Origin of the sequence: Hyphomonas sp. FCG-A18, assembly GCF_045287255.1 — a bacterium.
Classification (GTDB): Bacteria; Pseudomonadota; Alphaproteobacteria; order Caulobacterales; family Hyphomonadaceae; genus Henriciella.
The window spans coordinates 1,945,479-1,963,051 of record NZ_CP137142.1; the positions used below are offsets into that span (position 1 = coordinate 1,945,479).

21 protein-coding genes and 1 tRNA gene are annotated in these 17,573 nt (G+C 55.5%); 7 read left to right on the top strand and 15 right to left on the bottom strand.

The genetic code is table 11. The annotated features are described in order from the left end of the window. Window positions 1–21: 21 nt before the first annotated feature. A complete protein-coding gene (gene ald / locus RYZ27_RS09635; RefSeq protein WP_406679289.1) occupies window positions 22–1,137 on the top strand; it encodes an alanine dehydrogenase in 1,116 nt (371 codons plus the stop codon). A 29-nt stretch (window positions 1,138–1,166) separates the two neighbouring features. Then, complete coding sequence (locus RYZ27_RS09640) at window positions 1,167–1,505, top strand: hypothetical protein (RefSeq protein ID WP_406679290.1); 339 nt, start codon at window positions 1,167–1,169, stop codon at window positions 1,503–1,505. Window positions 1,506–1,633: 128 nt separating this feature from the next. On the opposite strand, the gene RYZ27_RS09645 is transcribed toward RYZ27_RS09640, so the two are convergent. The 3 genes from RYZ27_RS09645 to dut form a co-directional block, all read right to left on the bottom strand. Beyond that, window positions 1,634–1,710, bottom strand: a tRNA-Pro gene (locus RYZ27_RS09645). A gap of 77 nt (window positions 1,711–1,787) precedes the next feature. Further along, on the bottom strand, window positions 1,788–2,027 hold the full coding sequence (locus tag RYZ27_RS09650; protein ID WP_406679291.1) for a hypothetical protein: 240 nt from the start codon (window positions 2,025–2,027) through the stop codon (window positions 1,788–1,790). 65 nt (window positions 2,028–2,092) lie between these two features. Further along, a complete protein-coding gene (gene dut / locus RYZ27_RS09655; protein WP_406679293.1) occupies window positions 2,093–2,548 on the bottom strand; it encodes a dUTP diphosphatase in 456 nt (151 codons plus the stop codon). Between the two features lie 162 nt (window positions 2,549–2,710). Here dut and bla point away from each other — a divergent pair, with 162 nt between their 5' ends. Further along, entirely contained in the window at window positions 2,711–3,625 is a 915-nt protein-coding gene (gene bla, locus RYZ27_RS09660; protein WP_406679294.1) for a class A beta-lactamase, read from the top strand. Between the two features lie 35 nt (window positions 3,626–3,660). Here bla and coaBC read toward each other — a convergent pair whose 3' ends face one another. From coaBC to RYZ27_RS09690, 6 genes are all read right to left on the bottom strand, one after another. Beyond that, a complete protein-coding gene (coaBC, locus tag RYZ27_RS09665) occupies window positions 3,661–4,917 on the bottom strand; it encodes a bifunctional phosphopantothenoylcysteine decarboxylase/phosphopantothenate--cysteine ligase CoaBC (RefSeq protein ID WP_406679295.1) in 1,257 nt (418 codons plus the stop codon). Between the two features lie 202 nt (window positions 4,918–5,119). Beyond that, entirely contained in the window at window positions 5,120–5,302 is a 183-nt protein-coding gene (locus tag RYZ27_RS09670) for a hypothetical protein (protein ID WP_406679296.1), read from the bottom strand. 31 nt (window positions 5,303–5,333) lie between these two features. Further along, complete coding sequence (pspC, locus tag RYZ27_RS09675) at window positions 5,334–5,729, bottom strand: envelope stress response membrane protein PspC (RefSeq protein ID WP_406679297.1); 396 nt, start codon at window positions 5,727–5,729, stop codon at window positions 5,334–5,336. 72 nt (window positions 5,730–5,801) lie between these two features. Further along, window positions 5,802–6,065 (bottom strand): envelope stress response membrane protein PspB, encoded by a 264-nt coding sequence (gene pspB / locus RYZ27_RS09680; protein WP_406679298.1) that lies wholly within the window; start codon window positions 6,063–6,065, stop codon window positions 5,802–5,804. Between the two features lie 112 nt (window positions 6,066–6,177). Next, window positions 6,178–6,885: a phage shock protein PspA gene (gene pspA, locus RYZ27_RS09685; protein ID WP_406679299.1), complete on the bottom strand. Its 708-nt coding sequence runs from the start codon at window positions 6,883–6,885 to the stop codon at window positions 6,178–6,180. A 78-nt stretch (window positions 6,886–6,963) separates the two neighbouring features. After that, entirely contained in the window at window positions 6,964–7,104 is a 141-nt protein-coding gene (locus tag RYZ27_RS09690) for a hypothetical protein (RefSeq protein ID WP_406679300.1), read from the bottom strand. Between the two features lie 205 nt (window positions 7,105–7,309). Here RYZ27_RS09690 and pspF point away from each other — a divergent pair, with 205 nt between their 5' ends. Then, on the top strand, window positions 7,310–8,362 hold the full coding sequence (gene pspF, locus RYZ27_RS09695; protein WP_406679301.1) for a phage shock protein operon transcriptional activator: 1,053 nt from the start codon (window positions 7,310–7,312) through the stop codon (window positions 8,360–8,362). Here pspF and RYZ27_RS09700 read toward each other — a convergent pair. The 3 genes from RYZ27_RS09700 to RYZ27_RS09710 all read right to left on the bottom strand — a co-directional run bounded on the left by RYZ27_RS09700 (window position 8,359) and on the right by RYZ27_RS09710 (window position 10,935). Next, window positions 8,359–9,393, bottom strand: coding sequence for an alpha/beta fold hydrolase (locus RYZ27_RS09700; RefSeq protein ID WP_406679302.1), 1,035 nt, complete (start codon window positions 9,391–9,393; stop codon window positions 8,359–8,361). The genes pspF and RYZ27_RS09700 overlap by 4 nt on opposite strands. 69 nt (window positions 9,394–9,462) lie before the next feature. Then, a complete protein-coding gene (locus RYZ27_RS09705; protein WP_406679303.1) occupies window positions 9,463–10,221 on the bottom strand; it encodes a HesA/MoeB/ThiF family protein in 759 nt (252 codons plus the stop codon). Further along, window positions 10,222–10,935, bottom strand: a complete 714-nt coding sequence (locus tag RYZ27_RS09710; protein WP_406679304.1) for an O-methyltransferase — start codon at window positions 10,933–10,935, stop codon at window positions 10,222–10,224. Here RYZ27_RS09710 and RYZ27_RS09715 point away from each other — a divergent pair. Then, a complete protein-coding gene (locus RYZ27_RS09715; RefSeq protein WP_406679305.1) occupies window positions 10,934–12,292 on the top strand; it encodes an ATP-dependent RecD-like DNA helicase in 1,359 nt (452 codons plus the stop codon). The genes RYZ27_RS09710 and RYZ27_RS09715 overlap by 2 nt on opposite strands. A gap of 9 nt (window positions 12,293–12,301) precedes the next feature. Here the strand turns inward: RYZ27_RS09715 and RYZ27_RS09720 are convergent, their stop codons facing one another. Next, entirely contained in the window at window positions 12,302–12,844 is a 543-nt protein-coding gene (locus RYZ27_RS09720; RefSeq protein ID WP_406679306.1) for an Hcp family type VI secretion system effector, read from the bottom strand. A 55-nt stretch (window positions 12,845–12,899) separates the two neighbouring features. Continuing rightward, window positions 12,900–13,523, bottom strand: coding sequence for a class I SAM-dependent methyltransferase (locus RYZ27_RS09725; RefSeq protein ID WP_406679307.1), 624 nt, complete (start codon window positions 13,521–13,523; stop codon window positions 12,900–12,902). 128 nt (window positions 13,524–13,651) lie between these two features. Between RYZ27_RS09725 and RYZ27_RS09730 the strand changes: the two genes are divergently transcribed. Beyond that, window positions 13,652–14,551, top strand: coding sequence for a LysR family transcriptional regulator (locus RYZ27_RS09730; protein ID WP_406679308.1), 900 nt, complete (start codon window positions 13,652–13,654; stop codon window positions 14,549–14,551). Window positions 14,552–14,606: 55 nt separating this feature from the next. After that, window positions 14,607–14,837 (top strand): hypothetical protein, encoded by a 231-nt coding sequence (locus RYZ27_RS09735; protein WP_406679309.1) that lies wholly within the window; start codon window positions 14,607–14,609, stop codon window positions 14,835–14,837. Here RYZ27_RS09735 and RYZ27_RS09740 read toward each other — a convergent pair. Continuing rightward, on the bottom strand, window positions 14,834–17,407 hold the full coding sequence (locus tag RYZ27_RS09740) for a response regulator (RefSeq protein WP_406679310.1): 2,574 nt from the start codon (window positions 17,405–17,407) through the stop codon (window positions 14,834–14,836). The genes RYZ27_RS09735 and RYZ27_RS09740 overlap by 4 nt on opposite strands. Between the last annotated feature and the right edge of the window lie 166 nt (window positions 17,408–17,573).

Below are 17,573 nucleotides of genomic sequence, written 5' to 3' on the forward strand. Positions count from 1 at the left end.
AAATCATATCTGGAGAGAAACATGCGTATTGGCGTCCCAACAGAGATCAAGAAACAGGAATTTCGCGTCGGCTTGACGCCAGAAAGCGTTGGTGAACTGGTCCGCGCAGGACATGAAGTCTTCATTCAATCGGAAGCTGGTGTCGGCTCTGGCTTCTCAAATGATGATTACACCAATGTTGGCGCTTCTATCGTTGCCGATGCAGATGCCGTTTTCGAGGCTGCTGAGCTGATCATCAAGGTGAAAGAGCCGCAACCGGAAGAAACCGCGCGCTTGAAGCCTCACCACACGCTGTTTACCTACCTGCACTTGGCCCCCGATCCGGTTCAAGCCAAAGGCTTGATCGAGAGTGGCTGTCTCGCCATCGCCTATGAAACTGTCACCGACCGCGATGGTCGCCTGCCCCTGCTAACCCCGATGAGCCAGGTTGCAGGCCGCATGTCGATGCAGGTCGCCGCATGGGCTTTGATGAAGACCAAGCGTGGACGCGGCCTCCTCCTCGGCGGTGTCCCCGGCGTCGCCCCAGCGAAAGTCGTGATCATTGGCGGCGGTGTATCCGGCACCAATGCCGCGGAAATCGCCGTGGGCATGCGCGCGGACGTGACCATCTTTGACCGTAATAATGCCCGCCTTGCCGAGCTGGACGCTCAGTTCAATGGCGCGGTCAAAACCATGTACTCGACCAAAGCATCCCTCGATGCGGCTGTCATGGATGCTGATCTGGTCATCGGCGCGGTCCTGATCCCAGGCGCTTCGGCCCCAAAACTCGTCACGCGCGAGCAACTCAAGACCATGAAGCCCGGCGCGGTCCTCGTCGATATTGCGATTGATCAGGGCGGCTGTTTCGAAACCTCCCGCGCGACAACCCATGAAGATCCGATCTATGAAGTGGATGGTATTCTGCATTATTGCGTCGCCAATATGCCGGGCGCGGTGCCGCGCACCTCAACCTATGCGCTGAACAATGCGACCCTGCCCTTCGTTCTGGAAATCGCCCGCAAAAGCGGCCGTGAAGCCGTTAACACCAACCCGCATCTGGCTGAAGGCCTCACCGTCGCTGACGGACATATCGCACATGAGCAGGTTGCCCATGACCTCGGTATGGCGTTCAAGCGCCCGGATTGGTTTAAGAGCTAAACCCAGACACAGAAGAGAACATCACATCCATGCCCCACATCATCCTCACGCACACCAAAGCTTTAACGGATGATGTGGAGGCTCTGTTTGGCGCTCTTACCGATCAATTGGTTGTCGAAGGCGTCGCTTTAGGCAGCATCAAATGCTACACTCTCCCGGTTGGCAATATCAAGGTGGCTGGCGAGACAGGCGCTGAGTTCTTACACCTGAACCTGCGCGTGATGCCCAAGCCTGAACGCACACCTGCCCTGATCCGCGAGTGGTTGGAAGCCTTGGTAGCGATTGCAAAAGCCAGACTGCCAGAAGACTGCACGATCACCGCAGAAGCCAATCATCTGCCGGACATCTATATTTCCAAAACAGCCTAGTGTGGCTTTTGACTCGCGCTTAAACTTGTGTACTTCGTGGTTTTGGCTCGCGCTTATGCGCTTCGCATTCAAACCGTAATTTTAGTCCACTGGACTAAAATTTTTGGCGCGGCCAAACCCGGTTTGAATGGTCGGAACGGCAGGATTCGAACCTGCGACCCCCGCTCCCCCAGAGCGGTGCGCTACCGGGCTGCGCTACGCTCCGGACCAGACTGGGCATATAGGCCAAACTAACCGGGACACGCAACCAAAAGCGTACCTTATTGATGTAATTCCTGAACTCTAAGCGAGGCGAGAAATCTCATCACGCAGGCGATTATCGCTGTCAGTTGTGATCTTCTCCAAAACCTTTACGCGGTCTCGCAAGCGGAGCACTTCTTTTTCCAGATCGCTGACCCGATCAAGCGTTTCAGCATCGGCGGTCGCATTAGCCTTGGTTTCGATCCAAGTCTTTACAACCCCTGCCCCAACCGCAATCAGAACGATCAAAACAACCATTGTGAACGGGCTATCAATATCCATACTCAACCTCCTTGCATCTTATCGTTAAACGATAAGTAATGTTTGGCATAGCCAAGTTCAAGGACCTATCTTCCCGTCGATCCGAAACCGCCAGCCCCACGTGCAGTTTCATCAAGGCTATCGACCTCATTCCAGACCAAACGCGTCACGGGTGCAAGCACCATTTGGCCAATCCGTTCGCCGCGCGCGATTGTAAAGGCGCTGTCACCATGATTAATCAGGATGACTTTCAGCTCCCCGCGATAGTCACTATCAATGGTTCCGGGCGAGTTGAGACAGGTCAGGCCATGCTTTGCCGCGAGGCCAGACCGGGGCCGCATCTGAATTTCAAATCCTTCGGGAATGGCGACGCTTAAGCCTGTCGGCACCATCGCGCGCTGCCCCGGCTCCAGCACAATCGGTTCCTCATCTGGCACCGCTGCACGCACGTCCATGCCAGCCGAACCAGCGGTTTCATAAGCCGGTAAAGCCAGCCCCTCAAAATGCGGCAAAGGCCGCACAGCAACAATCACATCAGTCATAGCGCCAAAGCGCCGGAGTCGGCGATCAGAGTCAAGCCAGCAAGTCGCCATAGGTCGCAAACGTCATCTGTTGCGCGATTCATCACCCTTTCGTAACAGCCAGATTGTACGGGCTGGCAATGCTGATGATCTGACGACAACACATTTGAAAAGGACCAAATCTTGAAGCACTTCGTTTCCCGCCGCACACTCATCAAAGCCGCCGCGACTATAAGCGCCTCACTTGTCGCCACAGGCTGTCAAACGGCGCAAGCCAGAGATCAGTTTACCGACCGCTTTTCCGAGCTTGAGGCACAGCATGGTGGCCGTCTCGGCGTAGCATTTGTGGACACATCGACAGGGCGCACAACCGGGCATCGCATGGATGAACGCTTTGGCATGTGCTCGACTTTCAAGCTGCCACTTGCTGGTGTTCTTCTGCGCGAAGCAGACGCAGGGCGGCTATCTCTGGATGAGGTTCTGCCATTCACTGAAGCCGATATGGTTTCGCATGCCCCCGTCACGCGTGAGCACCTATCTGAAGGTGAGATGAGTATCCGCGCACTCGCCGAAGCGACCCAAAAGACCAGCGATAACCCGGCTGCAAACCTCCTGCTAAAACGCTTGGGTGGGCCAGATGCATTCACTCAAAAGCTTCGTGATCTTGGGGATATGACCACGAGGCTTGATCGCTATGAGACGGAAATGAACATCGTCCCCACCGGTGAGGTACGTGATACGACCACACCTCTCGCGATGGCAAAGCTGATCTCACATTTATTGGCGCCGGACACTCTGTCTTCTGACAGACGCGACACACTGATCCAGTGGATGCGAGATACAGCAACAGGCAAGAACCGACTTCGTGCAGGGCTTTCAGAGCGCTGGCGTCCCGGCAACAAGACCGGAACCGCCTATCATCATAGCATGGCCAACAAATATAATGACGTCGCTGCCTTCTGGCCTGATAGAGACACGCCGATTATTGTCGCGGCTTATTATGAAGGTCCGGGTCACTTTGCAGCCGTCAGACGCGAGGATGAAGCGGTCCTGATAAAGGTTGGCAAGCTCGCATCCGAATGGGCTAAAGAGACTTAGCGTAACTGCCTTTTTGCCGCCTGTGTAAACGAACGCTACTGCGCAGCGAGGGCGTTCTTATCGCCCTCGAAATGCGCGGCGATTTTCAGACCCAGCCGTGCAGCGACTTCGGCCTTGTCCATGCGTGGCCAGCGCTCGGAAACCCCGTCCGTCGTGACGAGAGAGACCTGATTCATCGTTCCGCCCATAACATCGCCGCTCACATCATTAGCGACGATCCAGTCACAGCGTTTGCGCTTGAGTTTGGCGATTGCGAGATCTTCGACGTCATGGGTTTCGGCAGCAAAACCAATGATCAGAGATGGACGTTTTTTCTTCTTACGGGAAAGCGTCGCCAGAATATCCGGGTTCTCCGACAATTCCAGCGTTGGATGCTCCTCATTGCCGGCCTCTTTGAGTTTCATTTTCTTGGCCGCAGCACGGCTTGGCCGCCAATCGGCAACCGCGGCAACAGAAACGAAAATATCGGCAGGCAGAGCCTCCTCGCAGGCTTTGAGCATATCTCGCGCCGTTTCAACCGGGACGAGATCAACACCTACTGGTGGGCTGAGCGAGACAGGACCACTGACCAGCGTCACCCGCGCACCCGCAGCAGCCAAAGCCCCGGCAATCGCATAACCTTGCTTGCCGCTGGAATGATTGGAGAGAAACCGTACCGGATCCAGAGGCTCACGCGTTGGCCCGGCTGTGATGAGGGCGTGTCGCCCTTTCAGGGGGCCATCCTGCGCAGGCAAAGCAAATAAAGCTGCCCCACTTCCGAGCATGGCTTCAACCTGATCGGCAATCGCGAGCGGTTCGGGCAAGCGCCCGGGACCAAACTCACCGCACGCCATCGCGCCTTCATCCGGGTCCATGACGGTCACCCCATCCGCGCGCAAAGTTGCCAGATTGCGCTGCGTCGCCGCGTGCTGCCACATTCGGACATTCATCGCAGGGACCATCAGGACCGGCTTGTCCGTTGCGAGCAGCGTGGTGGAGGCCAGGTCATTCGCCAGCCCATTCGCTGCTTTCGCCATAAGATCCGCCGTTGCCGGACAAACCACAACCAGTTCAGCTGAACGCGACAGCTCGATATGGCCCATATCCGCCTCATCATCGAGGTCGAACAGTTCAGTGAAGCATTTCTCACCTGAAAGGGCTGAAACCGAGAGCGGCGTCACAAATTCCTGACCGCCTTTGGTCACGATGCAGCGGCTCTTAATCCCACGACGGGACAGTTCCCGGATGAGTTCCAGAGACTTGTAGGCCGCAATACCGCCGCCAATGATCAGAAGGATACGCTTTTCACTCATATCGCACTTACTATGCCATCTTCAGGCCATTTGGCACATAAAGTCTCAAAAAACGACCACACAGATGCGTGAGATTGCACATAAAATCACAAGACCCCACAGGGCGAACCTGCGGGGTCTATTCAAACAGCCTGCTCTCAAGTGTGCGTTCAGGGATAGAGAGAAATGGGTTCAAGCTGCCTGAATTCGGTTTGAAAGAGGATTATTCAGGGGCGACGAAGTAAATCTGTACGCCTTGTTCTATTGAGGCTTTCACCGTCATCTCTACCCCGCCCGTTTCCAGTTGCAGCCCCTTCTGGCTGAAGCTTGTCACGGCAATGGCGGCGAGGGCGGCGAGGACAAGTGCCCCAGTCATCCAACCTTGTGCAGTAGCCTTGCGTGTCATTGTTCTATCCTCTTGCTTATCGTTTTATCTGTTAGTTTTGTTCGAGATCGCGGAAGGCTTTCTTGAGCCGCCACTCTTCACTGGTGACATTGCGCTCGATATTGCGAAGCCGTTCTTCGAGATCCATGAAAGTGTATTTCAGACCGGATGCGGTCATCCGTGGGCGGTCTGAAACGTTGCGCCAGAACTGGTCTTCTTCAGGACGCAGGCTTGGCATGCCGATCGGGACCTTGGGTGTGATCATGGCAATCACGATGTAGGCGATGATCGATAGCGGGCCGGCCATAAAGAAGATGCTGGCGACGAAGAGAAGCCGAACCAGGGTTGGCTCCCAGCCAAAGCGCTCAGCCAGTCCACCGCAGACACCGAGCCAGACCTTGTCGGTTCTGGAGCGATAAAAGCGTTTTGGGTTGGGAGAGCTGAACATTGGGTCCTCGTATCTGTCTTGGTGGGCTTGGTCCCGAAAGGGACGGTGGTGTTTGTGTCGTCTGGTCATGGCTTAGTCCTCGTAACGCGAAGAGCGCAGCGGCCGGCGAGACTTGGAAGTATCTTCCTCTTCCTGAGCATCGAGCAGTTCCTCGATGGTCTCGATCCGGCGTTCGATGGACCGGGCTGAGCGCCAGAGATCTTCTAGCATCCGCTCATCGTCCGGCATCAGCGTCTTCTGCTTCCGCCACAGGGTTATGTAGTGAAATACCATACCCGGGAGGATGACGAAGATCGAAAGAATGGCGATCAGCGGAATGAGCATCTCAAAGTCCATTAACTTGCGGCCTCTTCTTTAGCCTTGCGGCGGTCTTCAAGGTGCAGGGCGATCAGGCCCGGCGCGGTGATGGCAGTCATGAACACTGCCAGGAAAGCAAACGGGACTAGCATTATGCGTCACCTTTCTTTTCGGTTTTCTCATCCTTCGCCGCTTTAGCAGTGGACTTGGCACGCGCCTTCTTGAGGGCCGCCAGTTCTGCCTCGATCACGTCATTCTGCTCAAGCTCAGCGAACTGGGCTTCAAGGGTTGGCTCACCGCCGCGAATGGTTTCGGCATAGGCTTCCATCTCATCGACCTTGCGCTCAATGTTGGAATAACGCGCCAGAGCGTCATCAACGCGGGTATCATAAGTCTGAGTGCGAACCCGGATACGCTGCTCAGCCGCCTCGCGGCGCATCATCAAAGAGCGATGCTTAGCCTTGGCTTCATCCAGCTTGGCTTGCAGGCGGGTCAGATCATCCTGACGCTTCTCAAAGGCTTCTTCGGCGAGTTCCATCGCTTCCTGGCGACGAACAATCTCGGTTTCTGCCTTTTGCTTGGCAACCAGAGCGCCGCGGGCCAGATCTTCACGACCTTTATCTACAGCCAGACCAGCTTTGGTTTCCCAGTCATTGCGGACTTGCGTATAGTGCGTGATCTCACGCTCCATCTCTTTCTTGTCGGCCATAGCGCGAGCGGCAGCTGTGCGAACTTCGACCAGAGTATCTTCCATTTCCTGAATCATCAGGCGGGCAATTTTTTCTGGGTTTTCAGCACTGTCCAAGATCGCGTTGATGTTGGAGTTGATGATGTCACCGAGACGAGAGAACATTCCCATGAGTTTTTTCCTTTTATCTTTTGGGGTTCGTTGGGGGAGTGGGAGGAAACGCGGAGTTCTTTTGGGTCTTACGCCCTCTTAGAAGAAGAACCCGCCCAGAAAGACGCCTACTGCAAAGAACATCCATGTCTCTGCAGAGCGCGTGGAGAGGTAGCGGCCAAAGCGGCCCGTCTCACGCCGTGCCTCTGATGTGTACGTGTCGTAAGAGCGGTCGGTCATTGTCTTTTAGTCCTTCTTATTGGGGCGACCCCTTTGGCCGCTGTGCCAAATACATTTCAAAGACCGTGCCAGTTTTTGATTAATCTCATAATGCCTTGTTTTTTATGAATATATTTTTTATTTGGCGCTTTTGGCAATTTCTGTATTAGTAATTTTAGCCTATAAATTAGTTGATTTGACCACAGCTATAAGTTATTTTCACCTCATGCTAGATCGCCAGACCCCTCAATTGATTGGTGAAGCCCCTGCCTGGCTGGAGGCGCAGGAGCATGTCTCCCGTCTTGCCCCTTTGGATCGCCCCTGCCTGGTGATCGGCGAACGCGGTACGGGTAAGGAACTGATTGGCGAGCGGATGCACTTCCTCTCCCGGCGATGGGAAGGCCCCTATGTAAAGGTCAATTGTGCCGCCCTGTCAGAGCAATTGCTCGATAGTGAACTCTTCGGCCATGAACGCGGGGCTTTTACCGGAGCCACGGAACGCCGCATTGGCCGCTTTGAGCAAGCTGATGGTGGGACACTCTTTCTGGACGAGATCGCCACCGCCTCCATGCAAGTGCAGGAAAAGCTCTTGCGCGTAATTGAATATGGCGAGTTCCAACGCCTTGGCGGGGAAAAAGTTCTGACCACCGATGTTCGCGTGGTTGCCGCGACCAATGTTGACCTGCCCAGCCGCGCCGCAGAAGGAAAATTCCGCGCAGATTTGCTGGATCGCCTCGCTTTTGACGTTGTCACTCTACCCCCGCTTCGCGCCCGCCCCGGCGACATCTCGCTACTCGCAGACTATTTCGCCCGGCAAATGGCGATCGAGATGCGGGAAGACTTTCCGGGTTTTGCCCCGTCTGCCGTCGCGGCGATGGAAAATCATGCCTGGCCCGGCAATGTCCGTGAGCTTCGCAATTTCGCCCAGCGCATCACCTATCGCGCGCTCACCGCGCCAACTGGCGCTGCCGTACAGTTCGATCCCGCCGCGTTGGACCCGTTTGCATCACCGTATCGCCCGGCATCGACACTTGAGGCGCCCCCGGCACCCGCGCCAGCCCCTCTGGATACGCCCGATGTCTCCGCTGGTCACAGTTTTGAAGAGCAGGTTCGCCTGCTCGAAACCCGTCTGATTGATGAGGCTCTATCCAGGACCCAAGGGCATCAGGGCAAAGCCGCCGACCGTCTCGGCCTGACCTATCATCAGTTCCGGGGGCTGCTTAAAAAGTATGATTACGCCAAAAAGGCAGAGCCAGCCAAAGCGACAGAACCCGCTTAGTTTCCAGACGCTTCAGGACGATCTTCAAGCAATCGCGGATCACCAGCCGGTTCAATCTCTTCGACCGACATGGCTTCCCATTCTACCCGGCCCAGAAAGGCGCGCATATCTTCAGCAGACTGCGCCGCGACCTCTTCCTGTGGCAGGTGTCCAACGCCATCATAGATGACCTGCTCCGCGCCCTCGATCGCATCCGTAAACAGCTGCGCATGCGCAACCGGCACCAGATTATCATCACGCCCCCACATCACCAGTGTTGGCACTTGAATAGCCGACAGCTTCTCCGCAGTTACCGGTGTACGCTCTGTTGCCATAATCCCGAGCAATGTTTCGCGATGCCCTGGCCCGCGCGACAAAGCAACATAACGTTCAACCAGCTCATCGGTCACAAAACTCTGATCTGTATAAGAATCTTCCAGACCAGAGCGCACAAGTGAAGACATATCCAGATCCTTCAGAACGGCACGGGCAACCGGATTGCCGAGCAGTTTAAAGATCAGCGGAGATGACTCATCTTCCTCAGTCGTTTTCGGCCAGCCGGATGCATCCACAAGTGCCAGACCGTCTACACGCTCTGGATAGGTCAGCGCAAACATCCAGGCCGTATTCCCGCCCATAGAGTTTCCGGCAATCGTGAAGCGCTCAGCCTCAAGCCGATCAGTCGCCTGCGCAACCACTTCGGCAAAGCGCTCAATCGTGGCGCGTTCAGCCCCTTCCGCGCGTGACAGGCCATGCCCCGGAAGGTCTAGCGTAATCACGCGGAAATCATCGTCGAGCGTCTCTCGCCAGTCATTCCATGTGTGTAGAGAGGCTGAATAGCCATGAACCAGAACCACAATGGAGCGATCCCGAGGCCCGGTATCTGTGTAGTGGACCTTCAGGCCATCATCGAGCGTCATGAATTGGCTATCTGGCAATGCATAAGCCATTTCCAGCGTATCGTAAGGAATATCACCACGTCGTAGGGCGAGCCAACCCGCAGCTAAAATGGTCACGATGGTTAAGAGAACGACCAGCAACCTACGCAACATCAAACCATTCTCCACGCCACAATCCGAGTGTCGTAAAACCGTCAAAAAGCTTTGATGTCAAAGAAAAAATCAGTTTCGCTCTGCAGCTGAACACACTTGACAGTCCGGGTTCGGACGGAGTTTTACGACCCGGTTTTGCCCGCTCAGGCCGTCAAAAATCTGTAATCGGCCAATCAAGGGCTGGCCTGCTCCAGCAATCAGTTTGACCGTCTCGAGCGCCATTGCCGTACCAATCATACCTGTCAGGGCACCAACGACGCCAACCTCATCACAAGCCTCTGCTTCAGGCGGCTCCTCAGGGACAAAACACTGATAGCAGGGGGCGTCATCATGAAGACCAGAGGCATAGACAGAGACCTGCCCACTCCATCGGCTCGCGGCGCCAGAGACGAGATAAAGCTGGCTGCGATACGCCATTCTATTCAACAGGAAACGCGTGGGGAAATTATCGGTCGCATCAATCAGGATAGATCCGGTCGGCTGTGCTTCCGGGCCAAATCGATCTCGACATCGAAGAACGCGCACCCCCGGATTGATCGCCTCAAGCCGCTCTGCCAGCACCTCGACTTTAGCGCGCCCAATGTCAACCTCACCAAATTGCACCTGACGCTGCAGGTTTGAGCGATCAACACTGTCATCATCCCAGAGCTCGATCTGTCCAACACCTGCTGCGGCCAGATACAACGCACATGGCCCGCCAAGCGCCCCTGCGCCAATGATAGACACCTTGGCATCACGCAGCTTTGCAACGCCCGGCCCACCAATCTCTTTGAGCAGGATATGCCGCTTGTGACGTTCAAGCGCTTCCGGGGTCAGGCGCTTACTCACTTACAAATCCCTGACCCGGAACAGCGCCATACCATCATAGCCCTTGGACCCGACCGTTTGCAGCGCTGTCATCTCTACGCCTTCCAATGTACGGGCATAGTCAAACATCGCCCGAACCCCGCGAATGCTGTTATCCTCGCTTTCAGCATCGACCACCCCGCCATAACGCACAATATTATCGGCAACGATCAGCGTGCCGGGCCGGGAGAGTTTCAGCGCCTGTTCCAGATAGTTACGATGGTTCACCTTGTCGGCGTCAATGAAGATGAAGTCAAAAACAGCACCCGCCTCCACTTGCTCCAACAAGACCTCCATGGCTGGCCCGACCCGTAAATCGACCTTATCCGTATACCCGGCCTGATCGATATTGGCCTGCGCAATCTGTGCTGTGCGCGTATCGATTTCGGTCGTTAGCACACGCCCATCTTCTGGCAACGCTCGCGCCATTGCGATGGCGGAGTATCCACCAAGACAGCCAATCTCCAAGACCTGTTTTGCGCTGCTCAGCCGGATCAGCATGGCCAGAAACTCAGCCTGCAGCGGGGTCACCGCATGCGGTACGAGACCTGCAGCTTCACTCGCCCGGGCCACCTCTTCCAGAACCGGGTCTTCACGCAAGAGCGCGTCCTCAAGATAGGCTTCAACAGCCAGCGCTGTACTTGAAATGTCCATAACCTCGCATAGCGCGTCAAACGCGGTTAAGGCTAGAGCCATGACTGATTTGCCTGTCTCTTCCGGTGCCCAGACACCCGATACAATCTACGCTAAGCCAGCCGAATGGGTGGCCAGTGGCACAGGGGCACAAGGCAATCTGTTCCTGACAGGCCGCGCCGGAACCGGGAAAACCACACTCTTACGAAAGTTCATGGCCCATGCGGGCGACACAGCCATCGTCCTTGCCCCGACCGGGGTCGCCGCCATGAATGCAGGCGGGCAAACCCTGCACAGCTTCTTCAAGTTCCCACCGCGCCTGATCGAACCGACGGACGTCAAACGCCTGCGCACGGCGCGTCTTATGAAGGCAGCTGAAACAATTATCATTGATGAGATTTCCATGGTGCGCGTCGATATGCTCGATGCAATCGATCGCAGCCTGAAGCTCAATCGTGGGTCCAAACGCCCATTTGGCGGGGTCCGTATGATCTTGTCGGGTGACTTGCACCAGCTCCCCCCTGTCGTGCGCGGTGAGGAAAGCGAAATCCTGATGGATCGTTATGGTGGGCACTATTTCTTCAACGCCCCGGCGTTCAAGGAAGCGGAGTTTGCCTTGCTCGCCCTCAAGCACGTGTTCCGACAGGCTGACCCGCGCTTTCTTGCGCTACTCGGGGCGATGCGTCAGGGGCGGATCACGCCCGCTGATGAAAACGTCCTGCGCAGTGTGGTTAGCGAGCGCAGTGCGATTGAAGCCAGCGAAACTCATGTCGTCCTGACGCCCAATAATGCCAATGCCTACCGGATCAATCAGGCGCGACTGGATGACCTGCCCGGAAAGGCAAAAACTTTTGATGCCACCGTACACGGCACATTTGATGAGAAATCCTATCCTACTGAAGCCGATCTGGAACTGAAGGAAGGCGCGCGGGTAATGTTGATCAAGAACGATCCCGAAGGGCGCTGGGTCAATGGCTCCCTGTGCACTGTGGCTGGCTTCTCCGGGCGCAATGTCATCGTTGAACTCGACGGCCATGCCTATGAGATCGAGCCCGCAGCCTGGGAGAAGTATAAATACGCCGTCGATCCGGAAACCAAGAAGGTTTCCCGCGAGGTGGTCGGCACTTTCAAACAAGTGCCCCTACGCCTCGCCTATGCTGTGACCATTCACAAGGCGCAGGGGCTGACGCTGGAAAATGTCTATATCGACTTTGACTCCGGCATGTTTGCCCATGGGCAAGCCTATGTCGCCTTTTCACGGGCGCGCAGTCTGGAAGGCCTCGAAATCTCTCGCCCACTACGCCCCCGCGATATGGTGATGGACCGCAAGGCTTTCGCCTTCGGCAAACTCGATAAGATTGAAGACACTGACGCCTACTTGCTTGCCAAATTCGCCAAAAGCGATGATGCCCTGCTCTAGGCGCCGCGCCTACTGTCCTCTTTTCAGATCATAGCTTGCAGACTGCCCCGGTTTCACAGCTCCGGTTTTGGCGTCATAGGTGCCACTCTTCCAGGTGATCTTCTGATAGGCGAAAGACACATGTTCACTGCCCAAGCCATTCTCCCCAACAGAATAGGACACGCCGGTAATCCTCGCGCCTTCCAGGAGAATGGAATAACCAGCGCCACCCTGTCCGGCTCTGCCCGGCATACCTGTGACGACAATCTCAGCTTTCGGGAACACCCGGCCTTTGACCAGATTATCGCGCAAAGCCACACTGGTGCGGTCAAAGGCCTTGGTCACCACGATCTCGCCAACATCAACGCTGGCCCGGGCTCGCGCGCTACCACTTTGACTGCTCTCGGTACGCATATCCTGCTCGAGAGTCTCAAGCGCGATCCAACCGCCTGTGCCCCCTCGGGTGCTCTCACCATCAACCCCTTCAATCTTGATATAGATGGCGGCCTCGGCCACGCCTGCGACCATGCAACTGACGCCCAGAACCGCGCCGCAAATCATTGATTTGAGCATTCTCTCCTCCCTCTTTTAGAGCCCTACATTACCGTAGGAGAGGTATCGCAGCAAATCAGTCCGGCTTTTGACAGACCAGAAAGACGGCTTTGCCCTTTGCTGGTCGCCAATGATGAACGATCTTGAAGCCTGCTTTGACCAGCTCGTTTTGCAAACGCTCGGACTTGAACACTTTCACAATCGGCAAGAAGCCAAGAGCGCGGCCAACGGCGAACACTGGGGCCATGTATGCCATGTGATCACCCAGACAGACCGTGCTGGAAACAAACACACCGCCGGGCTTAAGCAGGCCTTTTACTTTTTCAAAGAGCGCCGCTCGATCCTCGACCAAATGCACGAGGCTCATCGCCATCACGACATCATAGGTTTTGCCCTGTCCGTGATAAGTATCGACATCGGCAACCTCAAAAGAGACATTCTCAATTCCAGCGGGTTTCAGCTTGTCACGCGCGATCCGCACCATCTCCTCAGAGATATCAACACCATGGATATGCTTCACATATGGGGCATGCAGGATCGCTGTTGAGCCTGTCCCTGCCCCGATTTCCAGAACCTCGGAGTCCGGCGTGAAGTAATCTCGCGTAATGTCCAGTTTGATCTCATAGGACTGTTGATCGGCAATTGGATCACGGGAGTATTTCTCCGCAATCTTATTCCAGAACTTGCTTTTATCAGCCATGTTCATTTCCTCAATTGATCCTGCGTGGCGCGGGATACAGGCTACATCATATTTCATGCAGCGTGACATAACTCTTCGATTTTCGAATATGAATTGCGAAAATCCGCAAGCGGAGTATACGAAAATCCATGAACTGGCAGGCCATCTCCTTTGACTGGAATCAAGTGCGCGCTTTCCTCGCAACCGCTGAGGAAGGCTCTCTGTCGGCTGCGGCCCGCGCGCTGGGACAGACCCAGCCAACACTCAGCCGACAGGTTGCGGCGCTTGAAGAAGACCTAGGCATTGTGCTGTTTGAACGAGCTGGCCGGGCGATGGCGCTCACGACGGCTGGCCTTGAGCTACTCGAACACGTCAAAGTCATGGCTGATGCCGCAACGCGGGTTTCGCTGTCTGCATCCGGGCAATCGCAGGCCGTTGAAGGCCGCGTTGTCATCACGGCCACAGACTCATTGGCAACTTATCACCTGCCCGCCATTCTGCGCAAAGTCCGCGAACAAGCACCAAACATTCAGGTTGAAATCCTCACCTCCAATGATGTGCGCGACCTGACCAGGCGCGAGGCCGACATCGCCATACGACATGGTCGCCCGGACCAGGCTGACCTGATTGCTAAACTGGTTGGGGAGATCAGTTGGCACCTTTATGCTTCAGAGGATTACCTGAAAAACTGCCCGCCGATTAAGACGTTGAGCGATATCGAAGCGCTCGATTTTATTGGTTTTGAGAACAATGAGCAGCTGATTGATGAACTCAAGACCGCTGGGTTAAACCTGAAACTCAAGAATTTTGTTATGAGTTCAACCACCGGAACTGTCATGCGGGAGCTGGTCAAAGCTGGCATCGGCGTGAGCTTCCTGACCAGAGATGTTGAGAAGCAGGAACCGAAGATCAAACCGCTTCTGAAGGACCAGCTGTCTTTCCTTGTGCCCATCTGGCTGGTTACCCATCGGGAGCTACATACCAGTCGCCGCATCCGTCTTGTCTATGATATTCTGGCCGCTGAGCTGCCAAAAATTGCCCGCCGCTAGGCCAATTCGCAAATGCCTATTTGCCGCTTTGGACTCAGCGGTTTAGGACAAGCCTATGATTGATCTTATCCTGAAATGGACATTTCTCGCCCTCGTACTGCTCATCGCCTTTAGTGCCATCACGATCATTTACGGCCTCTACGGTCAGTATCTGAGCGGTTGTAACGGGACATGCGAGAAGGCCCATTCCTATCGGGCCTTTCTCTATATCGGAATTGTCGGGCTTTCTGGTTTCGGCTGCAGCGCCTTTGCCGCTTACATTATCCGGAAACGGCTCAGCAATTAAGCCGCTTCTTTCGCACGGACCGCCAGTTCCTGCTTCACCCGCTCAGCCAGCTGCTTTACCGTAAACGGCTTCGGCATGAACGCGACCTCGCGGTCCCCGTCCAGTTTTTCGGCAACGTCACGCTCAGCATAGCCAGACATGAACAGGATACGTGCATTACCGAGCAAGTCCTTGGCTTCCTTAATCAGGGTCGGGCCATCAATGCCCGGCATGACGACATCTGAAATGACAAGATCAAAGCTGCCGGGATCTTCCTCAAGAATCTCCAACGCCTCTTCACCATCGCAGGCCTCTTCAACCTCATAGCCGCGCGATTTTAGCTGCGTTGCCGCAATCGCACGCACGCCATCTTCGTCCTCAACCAGCAGGATACGACCACGGCCCGAGAAATCGACCGGTTGCGGTACTTCATTCAGCTGCTCCGGCTCAACCACTTCCGGCTCTGGAATTTCATCGGCGCGAAGCGCTGGCAGGTAAATCTGGAACTTGGTGCCTTTGCCAACTTCACTGATTGGGCAGATATAACCGTTGGACTGCTTGATAATCCCGTAAACGGTCGAAAGCCCAAGGCCAGTCCCAAGGTTTTTCGGCTTGGTCGTGAAGAAGGGATTGAAGATATTCTTGAGGTTCTCCGGCGTAATCCCGTGGCCTGTATCCTCAACCTCGATAAGCAGATATTCGCCTTCCTCGACAAAACGGAAGCCCTGAGCATGAGCATCTTTCTCATTGGCACGGGAGGTCGTAATCGTCAGACTGCCCCCACGACCACCATCCATCAGCATCGCATCTCGGGCATTGGTCGCAAGATTGATAATCGCCGTCTCAAGCTGATTTCGGTCAGCCTTGATCATGGGCAGATCGCGACCGTGGACGACATTGAAGTCAATCCGCTCATCAATCAATTGGCCGAGCAGGATGGCAAACTCTGACAGGAAGTCACCCGGTTCAAACACTTCGCGGCGGAAGGTTTGCTGGCGCGCATAAGCGAGCAGCATCTGGACCAGGTCCTTGGCGCGCACAGAGAACTCGTGGATCTTTTTCAGGTTATCAAAGCTTGGATCACCAACCGGGTGCATGGTCATCAGATGATCATTGTTCAGCATGATGCCGGTCAGAACATTGTTGAAATCATGCGCAACGCCGCCAGCCAGTTTACCGATGGCGGACATTTTCTCACCCTGTGCCAGACGCATTTCCAGCGCCTTTTGCTCGGTCATATCGATGACATAAGCCACAGCAGGCTGGCCACGACCATCAAGCGTGATAAACACGTTCACATGCTTCTCATCTTCGCCGGAGAGCTTCAGGCCGACAGGCTTGTCGATTGCATCGAGCAGCTTCTCACGCAGCTTTGCATCCCCTTCCTCGGAGAGGAAAAGATCGATAAAGCGCGTACCCGGCGATGCCCCGCCATCGGCAAGGTTCATCAAGGCCCGGTTGGCATCGGTGATGATCGCCCCGTCAAGTGAATTGCCTTCGAGGCGCGCCGCACCAAATGGCGCATCGTCAAACATCGGGTCACCATCAACGCTCGGTGGACGAGAGGCTGAGGCTGCCAACATACGGCCCTCGCCTTCCAGCAATGAATGCGAATTGGCGATCACAACCGTTCGGCCCGTCGCGTCTGCGCCTTTGCCATTCCAAGTCGTGATAGTCTGAACCGGAACCTCAACGCCATCGCGCGAACGGATCATGATATCAGCGCGTCCTGGGACACCCGATTTGCGGTCACGGCGCAGCATTTTCACAAATTCAGGCCGCATCAAATCATCAAGGCGGATATTGCGGGCCGTTTCCGGCAAACCGAGCAGGTCACGCAGCCAGCTATTGGCATAACTGACAGTCCCGTCAGCCCCAGCCGTGAAGAAACCCAGAGGGGCATCTTCGACATATAGCGCGCGCATATCGGTAGCGCCCGTCGCATCCTCGCTGCCCGTAATCCGGCGCAACCGCCAGAGTACGCGTCCGCCCTTGAGCGGCGCCACGCGAACTTCAAATTGAACCGGCAAGCTTTCCGTACCGAGCGTCATGGCCGGCAAGGTTTCACGATGCGCTTCGCCGGCTTTTGCAGCCTTCGACAAACGGAAAACAGGCGCCGCCAAACCGGGCGAGGCACTGAACATGCGATCAACAGAAACCGGGGTCGTCAGGTCTGCTTGCCCAAGCAACGCAATCGACATCAGATCATGGTAGGCTTCATTGGCGATCTGAGGTGCACCGCCACGGTCAGCAATCATCACCGCCTCATCAAGGGCTTCGATCCAGTTATGCTTGGGCATCACCGGTTTCATCGCATCGGCCATCGCTCCGCGATCAGGGAACAGCCCCATACGCCGTCCTGCGCCACGTAAAATCCACAAGAGGAAAATCATGCCACCTGCCGCCATGGCGATCAGGAGAATCAGCCCTGCCGCACCACCAGCATCTGGCCAGGCCAGCGTCGCACTGGCAGCCGCAACAGCAAACAGCAAACAACTCCAGAAGCCAACCTGCAGCAGGTCGAGCGGCGCGCGCTCATGCATGTCGTCTTCACCCTCTTCTGCTGTGTTCACCACCTCAGGCTGAGCCATGCAGTTTCTCCTGTTGGGCTTTTGCCCTTGATTCGTACGTTACTATAGCAGTCGATGCCCTGCAGAGCACCGGCCACACGTCATCATTCTTTATGATGCCCCAGAAATGGTTAACCAAACTCCAAGACTGGTTAACTTTGTGAATTCTGATTAGGTGATGACAAAC

Excerpts from the sequence above, each read along its gene's own strand:
- ald (WP_406679289.1), top strand. The coding sequence starts at position 22 with ATGCGTATTGGCGTCCCAACAGAGATCAAGAAACAGGAATTTCGCGTC.
- RYZ27_RS09640 (WP_406679290.1), top strand. The coding sequence starts at position 1,167 with ATGCCCCACATCATCCTCACGCACACCAAAGCTTTAACGGATGATGTG.
- RYZ27_RS09650 (WP_406679291.1), bottom strand. The coding sequence starts at position 2,027 with ATGGATATTGATAGCCCGTTCACAATGGTTGTTTTGATCGTTCTGATT.
- dut (WP_406679293.1), bottom strand. The coding sequence starts at position 2,548 with ATGACTGATGTGATTGTTGCTGTGCGGCCTTTGCCGCATTTTGAGGGG.
- coaBC (WP_406679295.1), bottom strand. The coding sequence starts at position 4,917 with ATGAGTGAAAAGCGTATCCTTCTGATCATTGGCGGCGGTATTGCGGCC.
- RYZ27_RS09670 (WP_406679296.1), bottom strand. The coding sequence starts at position 5,302 with ATGACACGCAAGGCTACTGCACAAGGTTGGATGACTGGGGCACTTGTC.
- pspC (WP_406679297.1), bottom strand. The coding sequence starts at position 5,729 with ATGTTCAGCTCTCCCAACCCAAAACGCTTTTATCGCTCCAGAACCGAC.
- pspB (WP_406679298.1), bottom strand. The coding sequence starts at position 6,065 with ATGGACTTTGAGATGCTCATTCCGCTGATCGCCATTCTTTCGATCTTC.
- pspA (WP_406679299.1), bottom strand. The coding sequence starts at position 6,885 with ATGGGAATGTTCTCTCGTCTCGGTGACATCATCAACTCCAACATCAAC.
- RYZ27_RS09690 (WP_406679300.1), bottom strand. The coding sequence starts at position 7,104 with ATGACCGACCGCTCTTACGACACGTACACATCAGAGGCACGGCGTGAG.
- pspF (WP_406679301.1), top strand. The coding sequence starts at position 7,310 with ATGCTAGATCGCCAGACCCCTCAATTGATTGGTGAAGCCCCTGCCTGG.
- RYZ27_RS09700 (WP_406679302.1), bottom strand. The coding sequence starts at position 9,393 with ATGTTGCGTAGGTTGCTGGTCGTTCTCTTAACCATCGTGACCATTTTA.
- RYZ27_RS09715 (WP_406679305.1), top strand. The coding sequence starts at position 10,934 with ATGACTGATTTGCCTGTCTCTTCCGGTGCCCAGACACCCGATACAATC.
- RYZ27_RS09710 (WP_406679304.1), bottom strand. The coding sequence starts at position 10,935 with ATGGCTCTAGCCTTAACCGCGTTTGACGCGCTATGCGAGGTTATGGAC.
- RYZ27_RS09720 (WP_406679306.1), bottom strand. The coding sequence starts at position 12,844 with ATGCTCAAATCAATGATTTGCGGCGCGGTTCTGGGCGTCAGTTGCATG.
- RYZ27_RS09725 (WP_406679307.1), bottom strand. The coding sequence starts at position 13,523 with ATGGCTGATAAAAGCAAGTTCTGGAATAAGATTGCGGAGAAATACTCC.
- RYZ27_RS09730 (WP_406679308.1), top strand. The coding sequence starts at position 13,652 with ATGAACTGGCAGGCCATCTCCTTTGACTGGAATCAAGTGCGCGCTTTC.
- RYZ27_RS09735 (WP_406679309.1), top strand. The coding sequence starts at position 14,607 with ATGATTGATCTTATCCTGAAATGGACATTTCTCGCCCTCGTACTGCTC.
- RYZ27_RS09740 (WP_406679310.1), bottom strand. The coding sequence starts at position 17,407 with ATGGCTCAGCCTGAGGTGGTGAACACAGCAGAAGAGGGTGAAGACGAC.